Annotated in this window: 13 protein-coding genes; 9 read left to right on the forward strand and 4 right to left on the reverse strand. The window is 67.7% G+C overall.

Annotation, left to right across the window (positions count from 1 at the left end):
• Positions 1-67: 67 nt before the first annotated feature.
• Positions 68-532: a MarR family winged helix-turn-helix transcriptional regulator gene (locus tag PX653_RS27075; protein WP_277415725.1), complete on the reverse strand. Its 465-nt coding sequence runs from the start codon at positions 530-532 to the stop codon at positions 68-70.
• 148 nt (positions 533-680) lie between these two features.
• On the opposite strand from PX653_RS27075, the gene PX653_RS27080 reads away from it, so the two are divergent.
• Both PX653_RS27080 and PX653_RS27085 read left to right on the forward strand, forming a co-directional pair.
• On the forward strand, positions 681-983 hold the full coding sequence (locus PX653_RS27080) for a hypothetical protein (RefSeq protein WP_277415726.1): 303 nt from the start codon (positions 681-683) through the stop codon (positions 981-983).
• Between the two features lie 168 nt (positions 984-1,151).
• Positions 1,152-3,476 (forward strand): CHASE domain-containing protein, encoded by a 2,325-nt coding sequence (locus tag PX653_RS27085; RefSeq protein ID WP_277415727.1) that lies wholly within the window; start codon positions 1,152-1,154, stop codon positions 3,474-3,476.
• A 103-nt stretch (positions 3,477-3,579) separates the two neighbouring features.
• Here PX653_RS27085 and PX653_RS27090 read toward each other — a convergent pair whose 3' ends face one another.
• The gene (locus tag PX653_RS27090) at positions 3,580-4,398 is read right to left on the reverse strand and encodes a sugar phosphate isomerase/epimerase family protein (protein ID WP_277415728.1); all 819 of its coding nucleotides are present in this window, start codon (positions 4,396-4,398) and stop codon (positions 3,580-3,582) included.
• 12 nt (positions 4,399-4,410) lie between these two features.
• Positions 4,411-5,250 (reverse strand): phytanoyl-CoA dioxygenase family protein, encoded by an 840-nt coding sequence (locus PX653_RS27095; protein ID WP_277415729.1) that lies wholly within the window; start codon positions 5,248-5,250, stop codon positions 4,411-4,413.
• Positions 5,251-5,353: 103 nt separating this feature from the next.
• Between PX653_RS27095 and PX653_RS27100 the strand changes: the two genes are divergently transcribed.
• Positions 5,354-6,289 carry a LysR family transcriptional regulator gene (locus PX653_RS27100; protein WP_277415730.1) on the forward strand — a complete coding sequence of 312 codons (936 nt, stop codon included), beginning with the start codon at positions 5,354-5,356 and terminating at the stop codon, positions 6,287-6,289.
• Here the strand turns inward: PX653_RS27100 and PX653_RS27105 are convergent.
• Entirely contained in the window at positions 6,232-7,287 is a 1,056-nt protein-coding gene (locus PX653_RS27105; protein ID WP_277415731.1) for a M29 family metallopeptidase, read from the reverse strand. The genes PX653_RS27100 and PX653_RS27105 overlap by 58 nt on opposite strands.
• Positions 7,288-7,479: 192 nt before the next feature.
• Here PX653_RS27105 and PX653_RS27110 point away from each other — a divergent pair, with 192 nt between their 5' ends.
• The 6 genes from PX653_RS27110 to PX653_RS27135 all read left to right on the forward strand — a co-directional run bounded on the left by PX653_RS27110 (position 7,480) and on the right by PX653_RS27135 (position 16,796).
• Positions 7,480-7,935, forward strand: coding sequence for a hypothetical protein (locus PX653_RS27110; protein ID WP_277415732.1), 456 nt, complete (start codon positions 7,480-7,482; stop codon positions 7,933-7,935).
• Between the two features lie 450 nt (positions 7,936-8,385).
• Positions 8,386-9,546: an AAA family ATPase gene (locus PX653_RS27115; protein WP_277415733.1), complete on the forward strand. Its 1,161-nt coding sequence runs from the start codon at positions 8,386-8,388 to the stop codon at positions 9,544-9,546.
• A gap of 99 nt (positions 9,547-9,645) precedes the next feature.
• The gene (locus PX653_RS27120; protein ID WP_277415734.1) at positions 9,646-11,154 is read left to right on the forward strand and encodes a hypothetical protein; all 1,509 of its coding nucleotides are present in this window, start codon (positions 9,646-9,648) and stop codon (positions 11,152-11,154) included.
• On the forward strand, positions 11,151-12,641 hold the full coding sequence (locus PX653_RS27125; protein ID WP_277415735.1) for a hypothetical protein: 1,491 nt from the start codon (positions 11,151-11,153) through the stop codon (positions 12,639-12,641). Before PX653_RS27120 ends, PX653_RS27125 begins: the two co-directional genes overlap by 4 nt.
• Before the next feature lie 21 nt (positions 12,642-12,662).
• Positions 12,663-13,145, forward strand: coding sequence for a hypothetical protein (locus tag PX653_RS27130; protein ID WP_277415736.1), 483 nt, complete (start codon positions 12,663-12,665; stop codon positions 13,143-13,145).
• 9 nt (positions 13,146-13,154) lie between these two features.
• Positions 13,155-16,796 (forward strand): tubulin-like doman-containing protein, encoded by a 3,642-nt coding sequence (locus PX653_RS27135; protein WP_277415737.1) that lies wholly within the window; start codon positions 13,155-13,157, stop codon positions 16,794-16,796.
• The last annotated feature ends 12 nt before the right edge of the window (positions 16,797-16,808 follow it).

The following is a 16,808-nucleotide window of genomic DNA, read 5'->3' on the forward strand; positions in this document are numbered from 1 at the left end:
GGGCGGACGTCCGCCTGTCCGGCTGCTGTCGCGTCGTGGCGCGCACGCGACGGCAAGGTGGAACGACTCAGGCGTCGCTCTTCATCAGCTGGCTGCGCAGCGTGTCGAGCTGGCCCTTCAACTGCACGACCTGGTCGATGGAGCACTGGCTGGCGTTGAGCACGCAGGCGGGGATGGCCTTGGCTTTTTCGCGCAGGGCGCTGCCCCGTTCGGTCAAGGCGATGATGACCTGGCGCTCGTCGCTGGCGCTGCGGGTGCGCGTCACCAGCTCGGCCTGCTCCATGCGCTTGAGCAGCGGCGTCAGCGTGGCCGAATCCAGGAACAGTTTTTCGCCCAGGTCGGAAACGGTCTGCTCGTCGTGCTGCCACAGCACCATCATGACGAGGTACTGGGAATAGGTCAGGTCGAGCTGGCGCAGCAGCTTGCGGTACAGCTTGTTCATCGCCAGGGACGTGGAGTACAAGGCAAAGCACAGTTGCTCGTCCAGCTGGGGGACGCGGGCCAGGATGTCGGAAGTGTCTTGCGGGTTCATGCGTGCAGTATAGATAGTGCGCGATCTAGTTGCAAGCGATTTCCATGTGCCGATAGTGCTTGCCTGATGGCGGCGAATTGGCTTATCGTCTTGAAGCCTGCCAACCGCGCGGGCGCGGGAAAGGAAAAGGGGAACGATGATGAATCAAATGAACCAGACCGACCCAAGAACAACGCCATCGGCCGACCAGCGCTTTCACCCGTCGGCCCTGTACCTCGTCCAGCTCGATCCGCAAAGCGTGGTCGACGGTGTGCGCTACGACGATACCTACCTGGCGGACGAAATCCGCACCTGTGGCACGATGCGCGAAACCTGCCCGGTTTGCGGCGACGGCCACCTGCAACTGGTCCTGCGCCAGAAGAATGTCCGCATTCCCCACCTGTTTTGCCTGGAATGCACGCGCTGCTTCGGCGCATTTCTCGAGGACGGCACGCCTGCGCTGATGGAATAACGGTCTGCCGCCGCTTTCGCCCGGCGCCACCGTGCACCGGTGCCGGGGCGCGTCCGTACGCCGACCGTTTCGCGGACGAGACAGCCCGTTAGCAATAAGATATTGCTTCAGCGAATCTGGCATTACTGCATGCTATAGTCGTCGCATCCTTCCAGCAGCAGGAAAACGATGCGCGCACACGGTTATCTGGCCTTTATTGTCGGCATCTGCCTGACGACGTGGGCCTGCCTGTTCGCCCTCGATGCGCAGGATGTCCGCATCGCGGACCGTTTCGCGCGCGACACCGACAAGGTGGCACAGGATACGGAAGCGCGGCTGAAAACCTATTTCGACACCTTGCTCAGCATCCGGGCGCTGCTGGCCGTGGACGAGCATGTCGGCCGCGCCGAGTTCCACCATTACGTGCGCGAGCTGCGGCTGCAGCAGCGCTACCCCGGCTTCCAGGCCATCCAGCTGGTGCGCCGCGTGCCCGAGGCCGAGCTGGCCCGCCACGTCGCCACCGTGCGCGGCGATACCAGCCTGGACCCGGCCGGCTATCCCCAGTACCAACCCCATCCGGCCACCCGCCGCGACGAGCATTACCTGATCGAATACACGGAACCCATGCGCGGCAACGAGAACGCGTTCGGGCTCGATCTGGTGGCCTTTCCGGCCCACCTGCAGGCGCTGGAGATGGGGCGCGACTCGGGCGAGCTGGTGGCCACCGAGCGCATCACGCTCGTGCAGGACACCAGTGGGGAGCCGGGATTCATCGCGCGCCTGCCGGTGTACCGCCGCGGCGCGCCCCTGGCGACCGTCGAACAGCGCCGCGCGGCGCTGACGGCCTTTGTCGCGATCGTGTTCCGCGTCTCGGACCTGATGCGCGAAGTGATCGACCCACGCCTGCTGCGCGACATGCACATCCAGATCAACGACGCGGGTTACCTGAGCGATGGCGGCGGCACCGCGCCCAGCATCGAGAACCTGATGTTCGACAGCGCCGGGCGCCTCAGCGCGGACCGGCCCACGCCGGCGATCGTGCCGGGACTGTCCACGCACACGACGCTGAACGTGGGGCAGCGCCACTGGCTGGTGCAGTTCAAGGGCTATCCGGGCGGGCGCTACGGCCGCGAGTACGAGACGATCCTGCTGATCGGCGGCTGCGGATTCCTGATCAGCAGCCTGTTCGCGGCACTGGTTGTCACGCTGCAGCGCCGGCGCGAAATGGCCCGCCGGCTGCGCGCCACGCTGGAAGAGCTGCGTGCGCTGCAGGACAGTGCGGTCGTCGGCATCGGACTGTTCTCGGACGGGCGCATCGTGCGCTGCAACCGCGGCCTGGAAGACATGCTGGGCTATCCGCACGGCGCCCTCGTCAACCGGCCCGTCACGATCCTCGTCCCGGCCGGGCCGGCCGATCCGTTCCAGTGCGGTGCCGGCGGCCAACGCGCCTACGCGGAACTGGAGCTGGTGCGCCGCGACGGCGCCAGCCTGTGGTGCATGGTCAACGGCCGTATGCTCGACCCGCTCGAACCGGGCAAGGGCAGCGTGTGGGTGCTGGCCGACGTCAGCGACCGCCGCAAGACGGAGGCCGCGCTGGTCGAGAGCCGCCACGGGCTGGAGCACAGCCTGCGCGAGCTGGCCCAGCAGAAGGCGCACGTGGAACAGGCGCATCGTGAGATGTCCGGCATGGTGCAGACCCTGCAGCAGGCCCGGGCCACCCTGATCACGTCGGAAAAGATGGCGGCGCTGGGCGCGCTTGTCGCGGGCATCGCGCATGAACTGAACACCCCGATCGGCAACAGCCTCCTGACCGCCACGGCGCTGGCGGACATGGTGACGGAATTCGAGCGCAAGCTGGCCGACGGCGGCGTGCGCCGCTCCGTGCTGGACGGGCACCTGGCGGACGCGAAGAAGGCCTGCAATATCATTGCCGCGTCGCTGGGCAAGGCGGCCGACCTGATCACGTCGTTCAAGCAGGTGGCGGTGGACCAGACGTCCGACCAGCGGCGCCGCTTCGCGCTGGCCGGCGTGCTGCACGACACGCTGGCCACGTATGCGGCCCAGCTGCGCCGCGCCAACTGCCAGGTAAGGGTGGACGTGCCGGAGGCGCTGGAATTCGACTCCTACCCGGGCAGCGTCAGCCAGGTCCTGAGCAACCTGATCAACAACGCGATGCTGCACGCGTTCGAGGGGCGCGACCGCGGCGTGATCACCATCGCGGCCACGGCGCTGGACGACGACATGGCCGAGCTGCGCTTTGCCGACAACGGCGTGGGCATGAGCAGCCGCACCCTGAACCAGGTCTACGACCCGTTCTTCACGACCAAGATGGGGCAGGGCGGCTCGGGACTGGGGATGAACATCGTCTACAACATCGTCACGGGCGTGCTGAAGGGCACGATCCGCGTCGAGTCGACGCCGGGGCATGGCACGACGGTCGTCATCACGCTGCCGCTGCGGGTGCCAGCACCAGTAAAACCCGGGACAGACCCCTGTTTTGAAGAAATTTCCTGAACCTGTGTCTGCCGCTCATATTTCTGCACCAACGGCAGGGACCGGGGGAAAAAGGGTGACAGTCACCGATTAAAAAAACGGTGACTGTCACCGTTTTTTTGCATCAGGGTTGGTAGCGCTCGCGCAGCAGGTGCAGCATGGCGACGTTCAGCTCCCACGCGTCGGTAACCGGCTGGCGGGTGTAGGGCAGGTTGAACGTGTAGGGCGCCGGGCCGAATTCCGGCGTGATCGTCAGCAGCGGGGCGCCGGCGGCGCGGCGCAGCGCGACGATGCGGTCCCACCAGCCCAGGTGCGCGGCCAGCTCGCCGGCATACTCGGGCGCGCGGAAGTCCGGCACTTGCGGTCCCTGCGCATGGCCGACGCGGGCGTGGATGTGACGCACGCGCGGCAAGGTCAGGTCGAGCGTTTGCGGCTGGTCGTCCAGCAGCGATTCGCAGGCGACGCACCAGTGCGACAGGTCCGCCGTCAACGTCAGCTGCGGCAGCGTTTCAAGGTACGGCCGCAGCAGCATCGGATGGCCGGAGAAGCGGCTGCGATGGATCTCGTGGACGATCGGTACGCCGTGCTCGCGGCCGATCGCGTCTGCCAGCGCCAGCAGCTCTTCGTTCTGCTCGCGGCTGTAGTAGTCCTTGCCCGTGTGCGAGTTGACCAGCAACGGGCGCGCCGCGCAGGCATTGTGCAGCAGCGCCTGCAGCGCGGCGCGGTGTTCGTGGAACTGTGGATGGAACACGGTTTCCCATTGCGCGGCGACGAGGTCCAGCCCCGCGTCGGCGAGGCGGCGCAGCCAGTCGTCGCGCTGGGCGGCGTCCAGCGGCAGGGACATCTCGATGCCGTCGAAGCCGGCCGCCACCACCTTGTCGATGAAGACCTGGGCCGGCAGGTCGTTGCTGCCCCAGTGCGGGGCGAGGATACGGATCTGCATCTCGGTCATGCCTTACAGGAAGCCGCGCACGGGGAAGGAAGCATCGCGCTGGATCCAGTTGCGCGGCGAGTAGGCCGTGTTGGCATCGGTCGCATGCAGCGTGTACGCGTGGCGCGACACGGGCGAACGGTTCGGCGCGCTGTAGTGCGGCAGCAGGCCGTGGAAGCAGACCAGCGCGCCGGCCTTGCATTCGAGCGGGACGGCGGTGCTGTCGTCCGGCCACGGGGTGTTGTCCAGCTTTTCCACCTTGATGTCGTCGCCCGTGCGCACGAAGCGCTCGCGCAGCGGCGTGCGGTGCCCGCCCGGCTGCGCCCACAGGCAGCCGTTGTCCAGCGTTGCGTCTTCCAGCGCGAACCAGAACGTCGTCACGCTGATCGGGTCCGTTTCAAAATACGTCGCATCCTGGTGCCAGCGCACCTCGCCGCCGATGCCGGGCTGCTTGAAGATGTACATCGACTGCCACACCTGCGCGTCCGCCAGGCCCAGGTCGCGCGCGACGGCCGCCAGGCGCGGGTCCGCCGAGAAGGCGCGGAACACGGGGTCGAGGTCGTGCATAGCGTGGCCGATCTTGTTGATCGACAGCGACTTGTCCTGTTTCAGCTGGCCGTCCGGGCCGAACGCTTCCTCTTCGAAGAAGCAGCGGATCGTGTTGTCCGAGCGGAGGAAGTACTCGTCAGCCTTCTTTTCCTGGTCCTTCGTCGTGAAGATGCCCTGCGCAACGGTCGGGTCGAACTCGGCGACGATCTGCGCGGCGCGTGCCCGCAGCGCCGCGATCTCCTGGGCCGACTTGAAGTCGGGGATGACGATGTAACCGTCGCGTTGGTACTGCTCTTTCTGGGCTGCGCTCAGCATGATGGACTCCGCAAAGGTGAGACGGTCATTGTACGGACCTGGACTGTGCGCGGATAGCGCCGGATGGTTGACACATTGTCGCCAAACTGACGACAATCCACCCATGGACCAGTTACGGGCAATGGAAATCTTCGTCGAGGTGGCACGCCTGAAAAGCTTCAGCGCGGCCGGCCGGCGCCTCGGCCTGTCGCGCGCGCTGGTCAGCAAGCACATCCTGCAGCTGGAAGCGAAGCTGGACGTACGCCTGCTGCACCGCTCGACACGCGAAGTCAGCCTGACCGATGCGGGCCAGGCCTACCTGGCGCCGTGCAGCGCGGCGGTGGCACAGGCGCAGGAGGCGACGCGCGTCGCCACGCAGTCCGGCGCCCGGCTGGCCGGGCCGCTGCGGATCCAGGCGCCGTCCAGCTTTGGCGGCACGTGGCTGGCCGACGCGCTGGCCCGGTTCTGCCTGCCGCACCCGCAACTGCAACCGCTGCTGCACGTGGACGACGCGCTGCTGGACCCCATCGAACACGGCTTCGACCTGACGATCCGCGTGGGCGGCATTCCGGACAGCCGCGCGTTGGCGATCCGGCCGCTGGCGCCCTGCCGCGGTATCCTGTGCGCGGCGCCGGCCTACCTGGAGCGCCACGGCATGCCGGAAGCGCCGGAGGCACTGCGCGTCCACCGCTGCCTGCATTTCTCGCACCTGACGGACGGCACGGCGTGGCGCTTTGCCCGCGCCGGCGAGCAGCGCGTAGTGCGCGTCGAGGCGGCCTTCACGTCGAACAATGGACTGGTGTTGCAGCAGGCGGCGCTGCAGGGGATGGGGATCGTCTACAGCACGACGTTCCTGGCGATGCGCCACCTGCTCGAAGGGACGCTGGTGCCGGTGCTGGGGGAGTGGCAGCTGCCGCTCAATTACCTGTCGGCGCTGTACCCGGCCAGCCGCCAGCCGTCGCCGAAGGTGCGCCAGTTGATCGATTTCCTCGTGGCCGAATATCAGCCGGTCCCGCCGTGGGATGCGGCGCTGGCGACCGTCCAGGCGCCGTCCGCGTAGATCCGCTCGCCGTCCAGGTACACGCCTTCGGTCACGGCAAACACGTCGACGTGGTAGCGCGCGTCCTTGCGCTTGAACTGGGGCTTCTGGTACTGGCCATGCTTGGCGCCCAGCGACAGGTGGATGCCGCACATGCGTTCATAGGTGCCGATGTCGTCCACCGTGCGGGTGAACGAGAAGGCGCGGTTCATGCCGAAGCCCAGTTCGCGCACCCACACTTCGCCTTCGTGCGCGCGGATGGTCTCCAGCATCGCGTCGAATGCGGGCGTGCTGTTCTCCGCGCCTGTCACGCGGCCCTGCTCGACGATCATCGTGATCGGCGAGGCGGGGCGGTTGACGTGGAACGACGTGTCGCCGAACACGAACACGCGCACGCGCCCGTTGACCGCCTCCAGGTCGCGCGCTTCCGTGAACACTTCGCCGATGGGGAACAGTCCGCCCACGTTCTTCATCGCGCTGTAGTCGCCGATATTGAGCTTGGCTTCCTCGAACGCCGACGCGAACACCAGCTCGTGGCCGGCGCCGCTGTCGACGACAGCGCCCGCCGCGGCGTCGATCCGCGCTTTCAGCGCATGGCCCACGCCACGGAAGTAGGCGGGATCGTAGGCCAGCGCGTCGATATAGTGCAGGCCCTGCTCGCCCGGCATGCGCGACAGGTGCATGTGCTCGATCACCTTCAGGCTTCGCTTGAACAGCTCCATGCGGATGCGATAGTCGTTCAGGCGAAAGCTGGTCGTCTGGACCAGTACCACCAGGTCGCCCGCGCGCAGCCGTTCGAACGCCGCCAGCACCTGTTCCGGCCCGGTGCTGTCGAAGTCGATGAACGCGGCGTCCGGCAGCGCGCGGCGGTAGGCCTGCGTCAGCACGGCATTCAGTTCGCTGCGGCTGTCATGCACCACCAGCGCGGCCTGCGCGGGCGTGTATTCGATGGCAAAAGCCAGCAGGTCGGCCACGTTGCGGGCGGCGGTGTCCAGGGCAGCCGTTGGAAAAGACGTCATATTTGCAGGCAATACAAGAAAAATGGGAGGAATTTGCGCGAAAGTGTTGCGGGCATGCGCATTATACGGTTCAGGACCGGTCGCGGACGCCGGTTGGCTTGTAGCGGCCTGGAGCGCGGGTTAGAATCGGTTCGCATATAGCCGAGCGGCAACATTTGTATCCGGCGCAACTATTCAGGGTGGGGAATCAGGATGACAGTGACGTTTGGCCAGGACTTGCCGCTGGAGCGGCCCGATGCGGACAGCCGCGCGGCCCTGTTCGTGCCCACCGCGAACATCAAGGACGACGTGCTGCAGCTGCTGCGCAAGGGCGCCGCCGTGGTCGGCTTCGGCAACCACGATCGCACGCTGACGATCTATTACGAAAGCAACCGCTTCAACGAGGCGACGCTGGCGAAGTGGGAGCAGAAGGCACGCAAGGCCTACGACCGCCTGGTCGACAACCTGCCGACGACGTCGAAAATGGTTGTCAAGATGGAGTATTTCGAGCAGGTGGGCTACATCAACGGCAAGGGCATCAATATCCGCCGCATGGACAGCCTGAAGCGCTGGCTGGAATATTCGGACGCCCTGGAGTCGGCCCCGGACAGCGATTCCGTGCCCTGGACGCCGCCACCGCCACCGAAGAAGATCAATCTCGGCGACTGAGCCGATTCCGGGACAGTCCCTAAAGCCGCTAAGTTAAGGTGTATAGGTCAGCGAGCCGCTGGCTTATCCTTGAACCCAAGACCAAGAACCGGGGTCGGACCCGCCGGGTCTGACCCCGGCCCTCCGCCGCAGGGGTTGCTCCTGTCAGCGGCCCCTTGGGCGGTTTCTTAACTTAGCGGCATTAGACAGCCTGCAACATTCTGAAATCGGGGACAGCCTCCAATTGCGCCAGCGGCGGGATTCGGAGGCTGTCCCCATTTGCGGATTCGGAGGCTGTCCCCAATATGCGCCAAATCGGGGACAGCCTCCAATTCCTCGCGACAATGGCGACCGGAATCGGAGGCTGTCCCCGATTTGTTTTTGGTGCAGCTTCGCTGGCGGCACTAAATCCCTATAAAGCCATATAAACGCCTATAATTGCCGCATTAGCCTGTCACGAGGAGTTGCAGCTTGGCAACCCACCCCAGTCCGAACATCTTTCACCGCCCCGACCTGGCGCGCAAGCTGGCGCAGCAGATCCTGCACGTGTCGCCCACGTCCGCGTCGTCGTCGGGCGTGTTCCTGGCCGCGCCACGGCGCACGGGCAAGACCACGTTCATGCGCCACGACCTGACGCCGGCGCTGCGCGAGCAGGGCGCGATGGTGATCTATGTCGACCTGTGGGAAGACCCGAAGGCCGATCCCAGCGACGTGATCGTGGCCGCCATCCGTGCCGCGCTGTCGCACCACGAGCCCGCGCTGCTGCGCCTGGCGAAGGGGCTGGGGCTGGGCGGGGCGAAGGTGGGCGGCGTCGAGTTCTCGCTCGACCGCATCGGCCTGGGCAAGGATGTCTCGCTGGTGCAGGCCCTGTCGGCGTTGTCGGAAACGTCGCAAACCATCATCGTGCTGATCATCGACGAAGCCCAGCACGCCATCACGACGCCGGCCGGCAACGACGCGATGTTCGCGTTGAAGTCCGCCCGCGATGAACTCAACAGCAACCAGTTCGGCCTGCGCGTCGTCTGCACCGGCTCGAACCGCGACAAGCTGGCCATGCTGAAGAACAGCAAGGACCAGGCCTTTTTCGGCGCACCGCTGATCAATTTTCCGCCGCTGGGCGAGGCCTACGTCAAATGGTTCTGCGACCATACCGACGACCTGCCGGCCCGGCTCGATCCCGCCCAGGTGGCGCCGCTGTTCCTGCGCTCGGGCAACCGGCCCGAGATCCTGGGCGCCGCCGCCGACGAGCTGCGCTTCGACTTCACGCTGGAACAGGAAGGCCTGAACGAACGCTTCGTGGCCGCCGTCGAGTCGCAGATCGCCGCGGCCAACGACGACACGATGCGCGTCGTCCATTCGCTGACGCCGATCCAGTTCGCCGTGCTGTGCGTGCTGGCCGCCGCTGGCGAAAAATACGCCCCGTTCGAGTCGGCCACGCTGGAAAAATACCGCACGGCGGCGCGCCGGGTCAGCGGCGACGACGTCGCCATCGAGTTCCCCGCCGTGCAGCAGGCCCTGGCCGCGCTGCAGGAAAAAAGCCTGGTGTGGAAGGCCTCGCGCGGCGTGTATGCGATCGAGGACCTGGCGCTGGTGGAACTGCTGCGCGGCCACGGCTACCTGGAACAGCTGTAAGGATGCCGCCGTCCCCCTGCCACGATGCGTTATGATTGACACAACTGCGCGCACGCGCGCGCGAATGTCGATTGGCGGAGGATTATGGCGTACAGGTGGGTGACGGCGAACAGCGTCTGGCTGGAAGAAGAGCATAACCGCTTCGAACTGGAAGCGGGCAGGGACCTGGCCTGGATCGACTGGCAGGCGGCACGCCACCGCCTGCCCGACGTGGCGCAACTGCTCGGTGCCGCGTTGCCGGCCGCCTGCGCCCACGCCGCCATCTATCCCGAAGGGTTCGCGTTCTGTCCCGACTGCGGCGCGCCGCTGCGGACGAATGCCGCAAGCCACCTGCCGTCCTGGTGGGGCGCCACCACCGCCAACCTCGGTCCCGACGACCATCCGCTGCCGCGCCACGTGCCGCACGGCCTGGCGCAGACGGCGCAGCCGCTGGCGGCCGCGCTGGAGCTGCGCCCGCCCGAGCCGGCCCGCGGCCAGGCCGAACTGAAGATTCCCGCGCCGCCCAATGCCGTCTGCGTATTTGCCGCCGCCACGTTCGGCTTCGCCGCGCAGCGCCTGCTGGCGCTGGCCTACACCCGCAATGTGCTGCAGTACTGGGACCCCCATGCCCAGCGCTGGGACGTGCTGGCGCCGGAAGAGGGCACGGCCGACCTGCGTTTCGACGGCTCGCAGTACGCGTGGCTGCCCATCGTGCAGCCGGCCCGGCGCGGCGAGGTCGCGCTGGTGCCGTCCGAACAGGGCCTGTACCGTCTCGTGATCGACCCGATCGGGGCCACGTTCCGCACGGAGCCCGTGCTGGAAGTACCGCTGGTCGCCAGTCCGGGGGCCGTGGGCCGGCGCATCGCCTGCCTGGTAGTCAGCGGCGCGCACTACGCGCGCACGGTGCGGCTGTGGACGGCCGCCCCCGACGGCGCCGACCCGGAAGCGCTGGACATCGTGTCCGCCGATGCCGACGTGGCGATCCCGACGGCCGGCTGGGCGCGCCCCTACAGCTACGACAACCAGCTGTGCTGGCTGCATGACGAAGGCCAGCTGCTGTGGCGCCCCGGCAGCCCGCCGCGCTGGCTGCCCTGGCCGTTCCCCTGGCAACCCCGCCTGCAATGCGGCGGCCCCACGCGCAGCCGCGACGGCCGCCTGTGGCTGCTGGGCCATGACGGCGCCGCCTACTCGTTCCGCGAACTGGGCACGGAGGGCGTCGCGCAGGTCGAACCCATCGACAGCGCGCGCCTCGGCTTCGGCACCTTGCTGTTCCGCCGCGGCCACCAGGTCAAGGACGATCCCTGGGCCGCACCGGACGTGGAGGACCAGGCCCGCGAGGATGCCTACGTGCTGCCGCTGCTGGAAACGGTGGGCGCCGCGCGCAGCCAGCCGTCCGGCCTCGTGCTGCGCATCGAAGGCTTTACCGGTCGCGCCGAAGCCGCGCTGGCGGGCGAGGTGCTGCCGCGAACCGTGATCGAATGGGTGGGCCAGCGCAACGTGATCCTGGACGACGTGGCGCGCCTGAAGCACCCGGCCGACTGCGTGCCGTTCGTCTACGACGGCAAGCTGTGGCTGCACCATCCGACCTGGAACGCCATCCGCGGCTGGTACCTGAAGGACGGCGCATGATGCGCCCCCTGGTCATGGTTGCCGCCATGCTGGCGGCCGCGCCTGCCGCAGCGACGTCGCACGTGTTCCTGGTGCAGAACTCGGGCTGGATGGAGCCGTTCTATACCGACCCGGCATCGCAGTACAAGCCGCTGGTGGAAGCCGTGATCGGCGCCGCCACGCAGCCGGGCGACGCGCTGGTGCTGGCGTCCTTCAACCAGGGCCTGCCCGGCGCGCCGTCGCCGCGGGCCCTGCTGGCGCGCACCGTCGACAACAAGCCGCCCACGGCGGCCGTGCATGCGGCGCTGGCGCCGCTGGAAGTGGCGCGCAAGCCGAACAGCGGCGCGCTGGCGGACACCGATCTCGGCGAAGCAGTCGGCACGGCCATGACGCAGGCACTGGGCGGCAAGCCGGGCCTCGTCTGGCTGTTTACGAACAACCGGAACAGCCCGAACAACGACCAGGCCACGGCCCAGCGCAACCGCGAGTTCTACCAGCTCATCCATGCCGGTGCCGCCATCAGCAAGGCCATCGCCTTCCCGCTGCACATGCCCGTCAAGGGCGCGCGCTACAGCGCCAATGGCCTGATGGTGTACGTGTTCGCGGTGCAGGAGCAGGGCCGGCGCGAGCTGGATGCCCTGCTGCGCAGCGGCCGGCTGCAGCAGGTCATCACGGAGCCCCCGGCGCGCCTGAAACCGCTCGACCAGGATACGGTGCGCCTGGTGCCGACGCGCGTCGAGAACGTGCCCGGCGTGACGTTCGCCACCTTGCCGGACGGCCGCCTGCGCGCGGACGTGGATGCCCAGGCCACGGCGGGCGGTCCCGCGCCGGCCGCGCGCATCACGTGGCGGCTGGAGAACGCCATCTATCCGTACACGATCGCCCATGCGCGCATCGCGGCGCAGTCGTCACTGGCCGGTGCCGTCCAGCCGATCGGGCTGCCCAGTGCGGAAGTCACGGCACTGGCGCCCGGGAAAGCGCAGCCGCTGGCTTCCACGATGGCGCTGCCGGTGGCGAACCTGCCGGGCAAGTGGTCGCTGGCTGCGCTGCAATCGGCCGGCTCGGCGCAGGTACTGCCGGGCCGCATCGACGTGCAACTGGCCGAGCAGCGGCTCGAGCTGTCGCAGGCATTCCGCCAGCGCATGGCGACCTTGTTCCCGGGCGATCCGCTGCCGGACATCTTCACGCCGCCCGAGCGCATCCAGGGTTCGCGCGCGACGCTGCCCGTGGAAGTGCGGCTGCAGCACGGCGCCGGCCCGCTGCTGGCGGCGCTGGGCGGAGCGTTCGCGCTGCTGGCCGCCGCCGCGGCCGGACTGATCGCCGCCACGCGTGGGCGCAAGGTCCTTGTGACGGTCGAGGGCGAGCCGCGCACCGTGCACACCAAGGCGGGCGCGAAGACGCCGCTGTACGACCGCGCCGGCAACAAGGTCGCGGAGCTGCACACCACCTTATTCGGCAACCGGCTGGCGGACGTGCGCGAAGGCGCCCAGGTCCGGCTCGGTCGCTAAGAAAATCACTCAGAGGATTCGATGACTACCAACGCAATCATGCTGGCACAAGCCGATACCGATCCGGGCTTCAAGGTGCCGGGCGCAAAAGACGACAAGGCAGCCACGCCAGCGGTCCCGCCCACGGGCGACGGCACGCTCAGCACCGTGCCACCCACCGGCGAAACGGCCAGCGGCATGGAAGTGGCGCCCGTCGCCGGTGCCCCGGCCACCGATACCTCGACACGCGACATCGCCATCGGCGGCGCCGTCTTCGTCGTGCTGCTGATCGTGTTCTTCTTTGCCCGCAACGCGTTTTCGAACCACCTGGTGCGCCGCCGCGTGGCGCCGTCGTCGGCCGACACGGCCGGCTGGCTGCTGTTCTTCGGGCTGGCGTTCCTGAGCGCGGCCGTCGTGCTGGGCTTCGTCAATTCGACCAAGTTCCTCAACGTGGCGATCACCGGCACGTTGCTGGTGTTCGGCATCGCCGCCATCGCCGGTGCGTTGTTCACCGGCCGGCGCTAGGAGGCAACCATGGCGGAGATTCCCGGCATCGAAAAGAAGGCGGAACTGAAGATCGACCTGCGCCCCACGCTGTTCATCGGCGCGGGCGGCACGGGCATGGAAGTGATGATGCGCATCCGGCGCCGCATCCTGGCGGCGGTGTGGAACCGCCATCATCCGGCGCGGGTGGAGTCGATCGGCGAGTTCCCCGTCGCGCGCTTCCTGCACGTGGACCTGGACAGCGGCGCCGTCATCGACGAAGGCAAGTCGCAGCGCAGCGACCCCTGGTACGAACTGGTCAAGCTGGGCGACGAGGAACGCCTGGTCGAGCCGATCGACCTGCAGCAGTACCACGAGTCGGACGACAGCCTGGCGCGCTTTCCCCTGATCGAGAACTGGATGCCGCTGCGACCGAAGAAGCTGCGCTCGCTGGGCATCGACCCGTCCAAGGGCGCCGGCCAGATCCGCGCCGTCGCGCGCCTGTACCTGTTCGACAAATACCCGAAGCTGCGCGGGCGCATCAAGGGCGCCTTGAATTTCCTGGCCAGTAACGCAGGCCAGGAGCGCAAGGACAACTACCAGCGCCTGGGCCTGCAGGTGGACACGTCCAAGTTCCGCATCGTCGTCATCGGGTCGAACGCGGGCGGCACCGGCGCCGGCACCGCGCTGGACCTGGGCTGGATCGCCAAGGCCATCGCGCGCCAGGAAGTGGCGGACAGCCAGGTCGATCTCGTCATGTTCATGCCGGGTGGGTATGCCAAGGCGAACAAGGAGCGCACCGAGGCCAACGCGTATGCGACGCTGATGGAGATGGAAACGGCGATGCGCGACATGAACGCGCAGGTGCGCTGGGCCGATCCGGACAGCCTGACGGGCCGCGGCGCGCCGTTCGACGACGTGTACTTCGTCGATACGGCCAACCTGTCCAACAAGGCCACGCAGGACGTGCGCGACGTCTACCAGATGGTGGCCGACTCCCTGTTCGAGGATTTCGCCTCGGCCGATTTCGCCAACCGCAAGCGCTCGGTGGCCGTCAACCAGCAGCAGCACAAGCTGGGGCCGTTCAACCCGCGCGTGCCGGAGCAGCGCTTCGGCGACATGCGCCTGTCGTACTCGAAGGTGTATTCCGCCTTCGGCCAGGCCGTGCTGGACACCCAGCAAAGCCTGCGCGAGGACATCCGCGCCTACGAGCTGGCGGCATTGATGGTCAAGGCGTTCTTCGGCATCGCCGGCACCGATGGCGCCCAGGGCCGCCGCGCCGGCGACCAGGAACGCGACGTCTTCATGCGCGAGCAGATGCTGATGGCCGAGCGCCCGTTCGACGAGTTTCCCGACTTCCGCAAGGGCACGGTGGACGTCACGCCGTTCCAGGAATACGCGCTGTCGGACCACCTGCTGATGGACAAGGACCAGCGCTCGCTGCTCGAACGGGTCGAGTCGAAGGTGCAGATGGAAGTCGACCGCATCACGGGCGGGTACGACCTGAAGATCTGGCGCGAGAAAGTGGCCGAGCTGTTGCCGCACCTGGAACGCGACGCCATCCGCGAGGCCGGTGCCATCGCCGAAACGAGCGAGGACCGCCTCAAGCGCCATACCCAGGAACTGCTGGTGCGCATGAAGGGCCGCGTGCGCGAGCGCCTGTACGCATTGCTGGACGACCGCAAGCAGGGCGGCCTGGAATTCGTGCTGACCCTGCTGGAGCAGATCAAGGCCCGCATCGCCCAGCGCGACCTGCCGCACATGGAGCACAACGCGCGGCGCTACCGCGAACTGCGCGATGCGCTGCGCACGCGCCAGGTGGAGGAATCGCTGAACAACCTGGCGCAGGCGTCCAACAAGTGGATCAATGCCGGCGCCCAGGCGCGCGAAGTGATCGTGCACCTGAAGCGCGACATCTCCGACTACCTGCGCTTCCACTTGCTGGCCGTGGCGGCCGGACAGGCCACGGAAGTGCTGCGCTCCCTGTCGGCCTGGCTGGGCGACGTGCAATCCGTGGACGAGCGCGGTCGCGCCGTCTGGTCCGGCATCGCGGGCGAGTTCCAGGAGGGGCGCCGCTGCGTGGAGGCCATGCTGGGCGCCGTCGACCAGCGCATCGCGCAGCTGCGCGCCGATGCGCAGCACGAGCATGCGACGTACATGAAACTGGCGGCCGACGTGCTGCCCGAACCGGTGCAGCTGACCGGCGACGTCAGCGCCTGGAGCGAGGAAGTACTGGCCGAATTCGGCGGCTCGGCGCGGCTGTTCCCGCAACTGGGCGACGAGAAGCTGCGCGCCGCGCTGTTGCTGAAGCTGTTCCGCCGCGCCCAGACGCAGCTGACGGCCGACGAGGTCGCGGCGACCGGCGAGGCGCCGGCCGATCCGCTGCTGGAGCGGCTGCTGGCGCTGTCGGCGCAGGAGCGCCAGCGCATCTTCAACGAGTGGCTGAGGAGCGCCATGCCATGGGTGAACGCGCGCTTCTCGGCCGAGTTCACACCGAATGCCGACCAGTTCAAGTGCTTCATCGGGGTCGGCGACGCCACTGCGTGGCGCCGGCTGGAAGTGGAGATCCGCGCAGCCGTGCCGACGGGCTTCTTCCACGGCGACCTGGTCAACATCGTCAACACGGGCATCGGCGGCCGGGCGGTGTGCTACATCGAGCTGTCCGGCTTCCCGATGACGGTGCTGCGCGGCCTGCCGACATGGCGTACGTCGTACCAGATCGAGAACCCGAAGATCCCGACGCACCTGCATTTCGATGCGACGCGCTTCCGCCATCCAATCGCGCCCAACATGGATGAACTGAACCGGCTGGCCGACGACTACGAATGGTTCCTGCAGGCCGTCGCCACCGGTGTCTTGAAACGCAAGGCCGACCTGGCCGACCGCGAAGCGACGTTCCAGCCGCGCGGCCAGTACCTGTTCGAGGTGGAGCACGGCTCCGGCGAATGGCTGCAGGTGGGGAACGAATTCGCCATCCGCTCCAACGGCCTGCCGGCGTTCTACCGCGAGCAGATCGTCACGGCCGTGCAGCAGCGCCTGGCGCGCATGGGGCCGCACCAGATGCTGCTGCTGGCGGCGCTGATGCGGCATTACCAGCAGCGCGTCTACCAGCCCAAGCTGGAAGTGGACGAGACGGGCGCGGAACTGCCGTCGCCATCGCTGCCGAACATCACGGCGAAGCGCCTGCACGACGAGTGGCTGCGCCGCGCCGCCGCCACCGAGGCCGGCCTGCCGGCATTGGAAGAGAAGGCGCTGGACCTGCTGGCGCAGTGGAGCGACGTGGTGGCGGGTTCCGCCCATGACGCCTACCCGTGGGAAGTGCAGCACGCCACCGACAAGCGCGTGGTGCGGCCGGAATACCTGGCCAGCGAGGCGACGGCGGTGCACTTGCTGGCTGGCGCCGTACCTGGCGCCACGGCCGCCTCCACGGGTGCCGCCAATCCTGCTGTGCCGGCCGCCGATACGGCGCTGTACAAGGTGTTCGTCAACCGCATGCAGCAGGGGCCGTACACGGTGCAGGAGCTGGCCCAGCGCGTGGCGCGCGGCGAGGTCGACGGCGCCACCAAGGTCTGGGACATGCGCTGGGTGCCGCACGTGGATCAATGGAAGCACGCGCGCGAGCTCCCGCAGCTGGCGGTGCTGTTCGCGTCGGCCATTCCCGACCCGGCCGACGAGATCCCGGACCCGGAGTAAGGAAGAGGAAAA

The sequence above is a fragment of the Pseudoduganella chitinolytica genome (assembly GCF_029028125.1).
Taxonomy (GTDB): Bacteria; Pseudomonadota; Gammaproteobacteria; order Burkholderiales; family Burkholderiaceae_D; genus Rugamonas; species Rugamonas chitinolytica.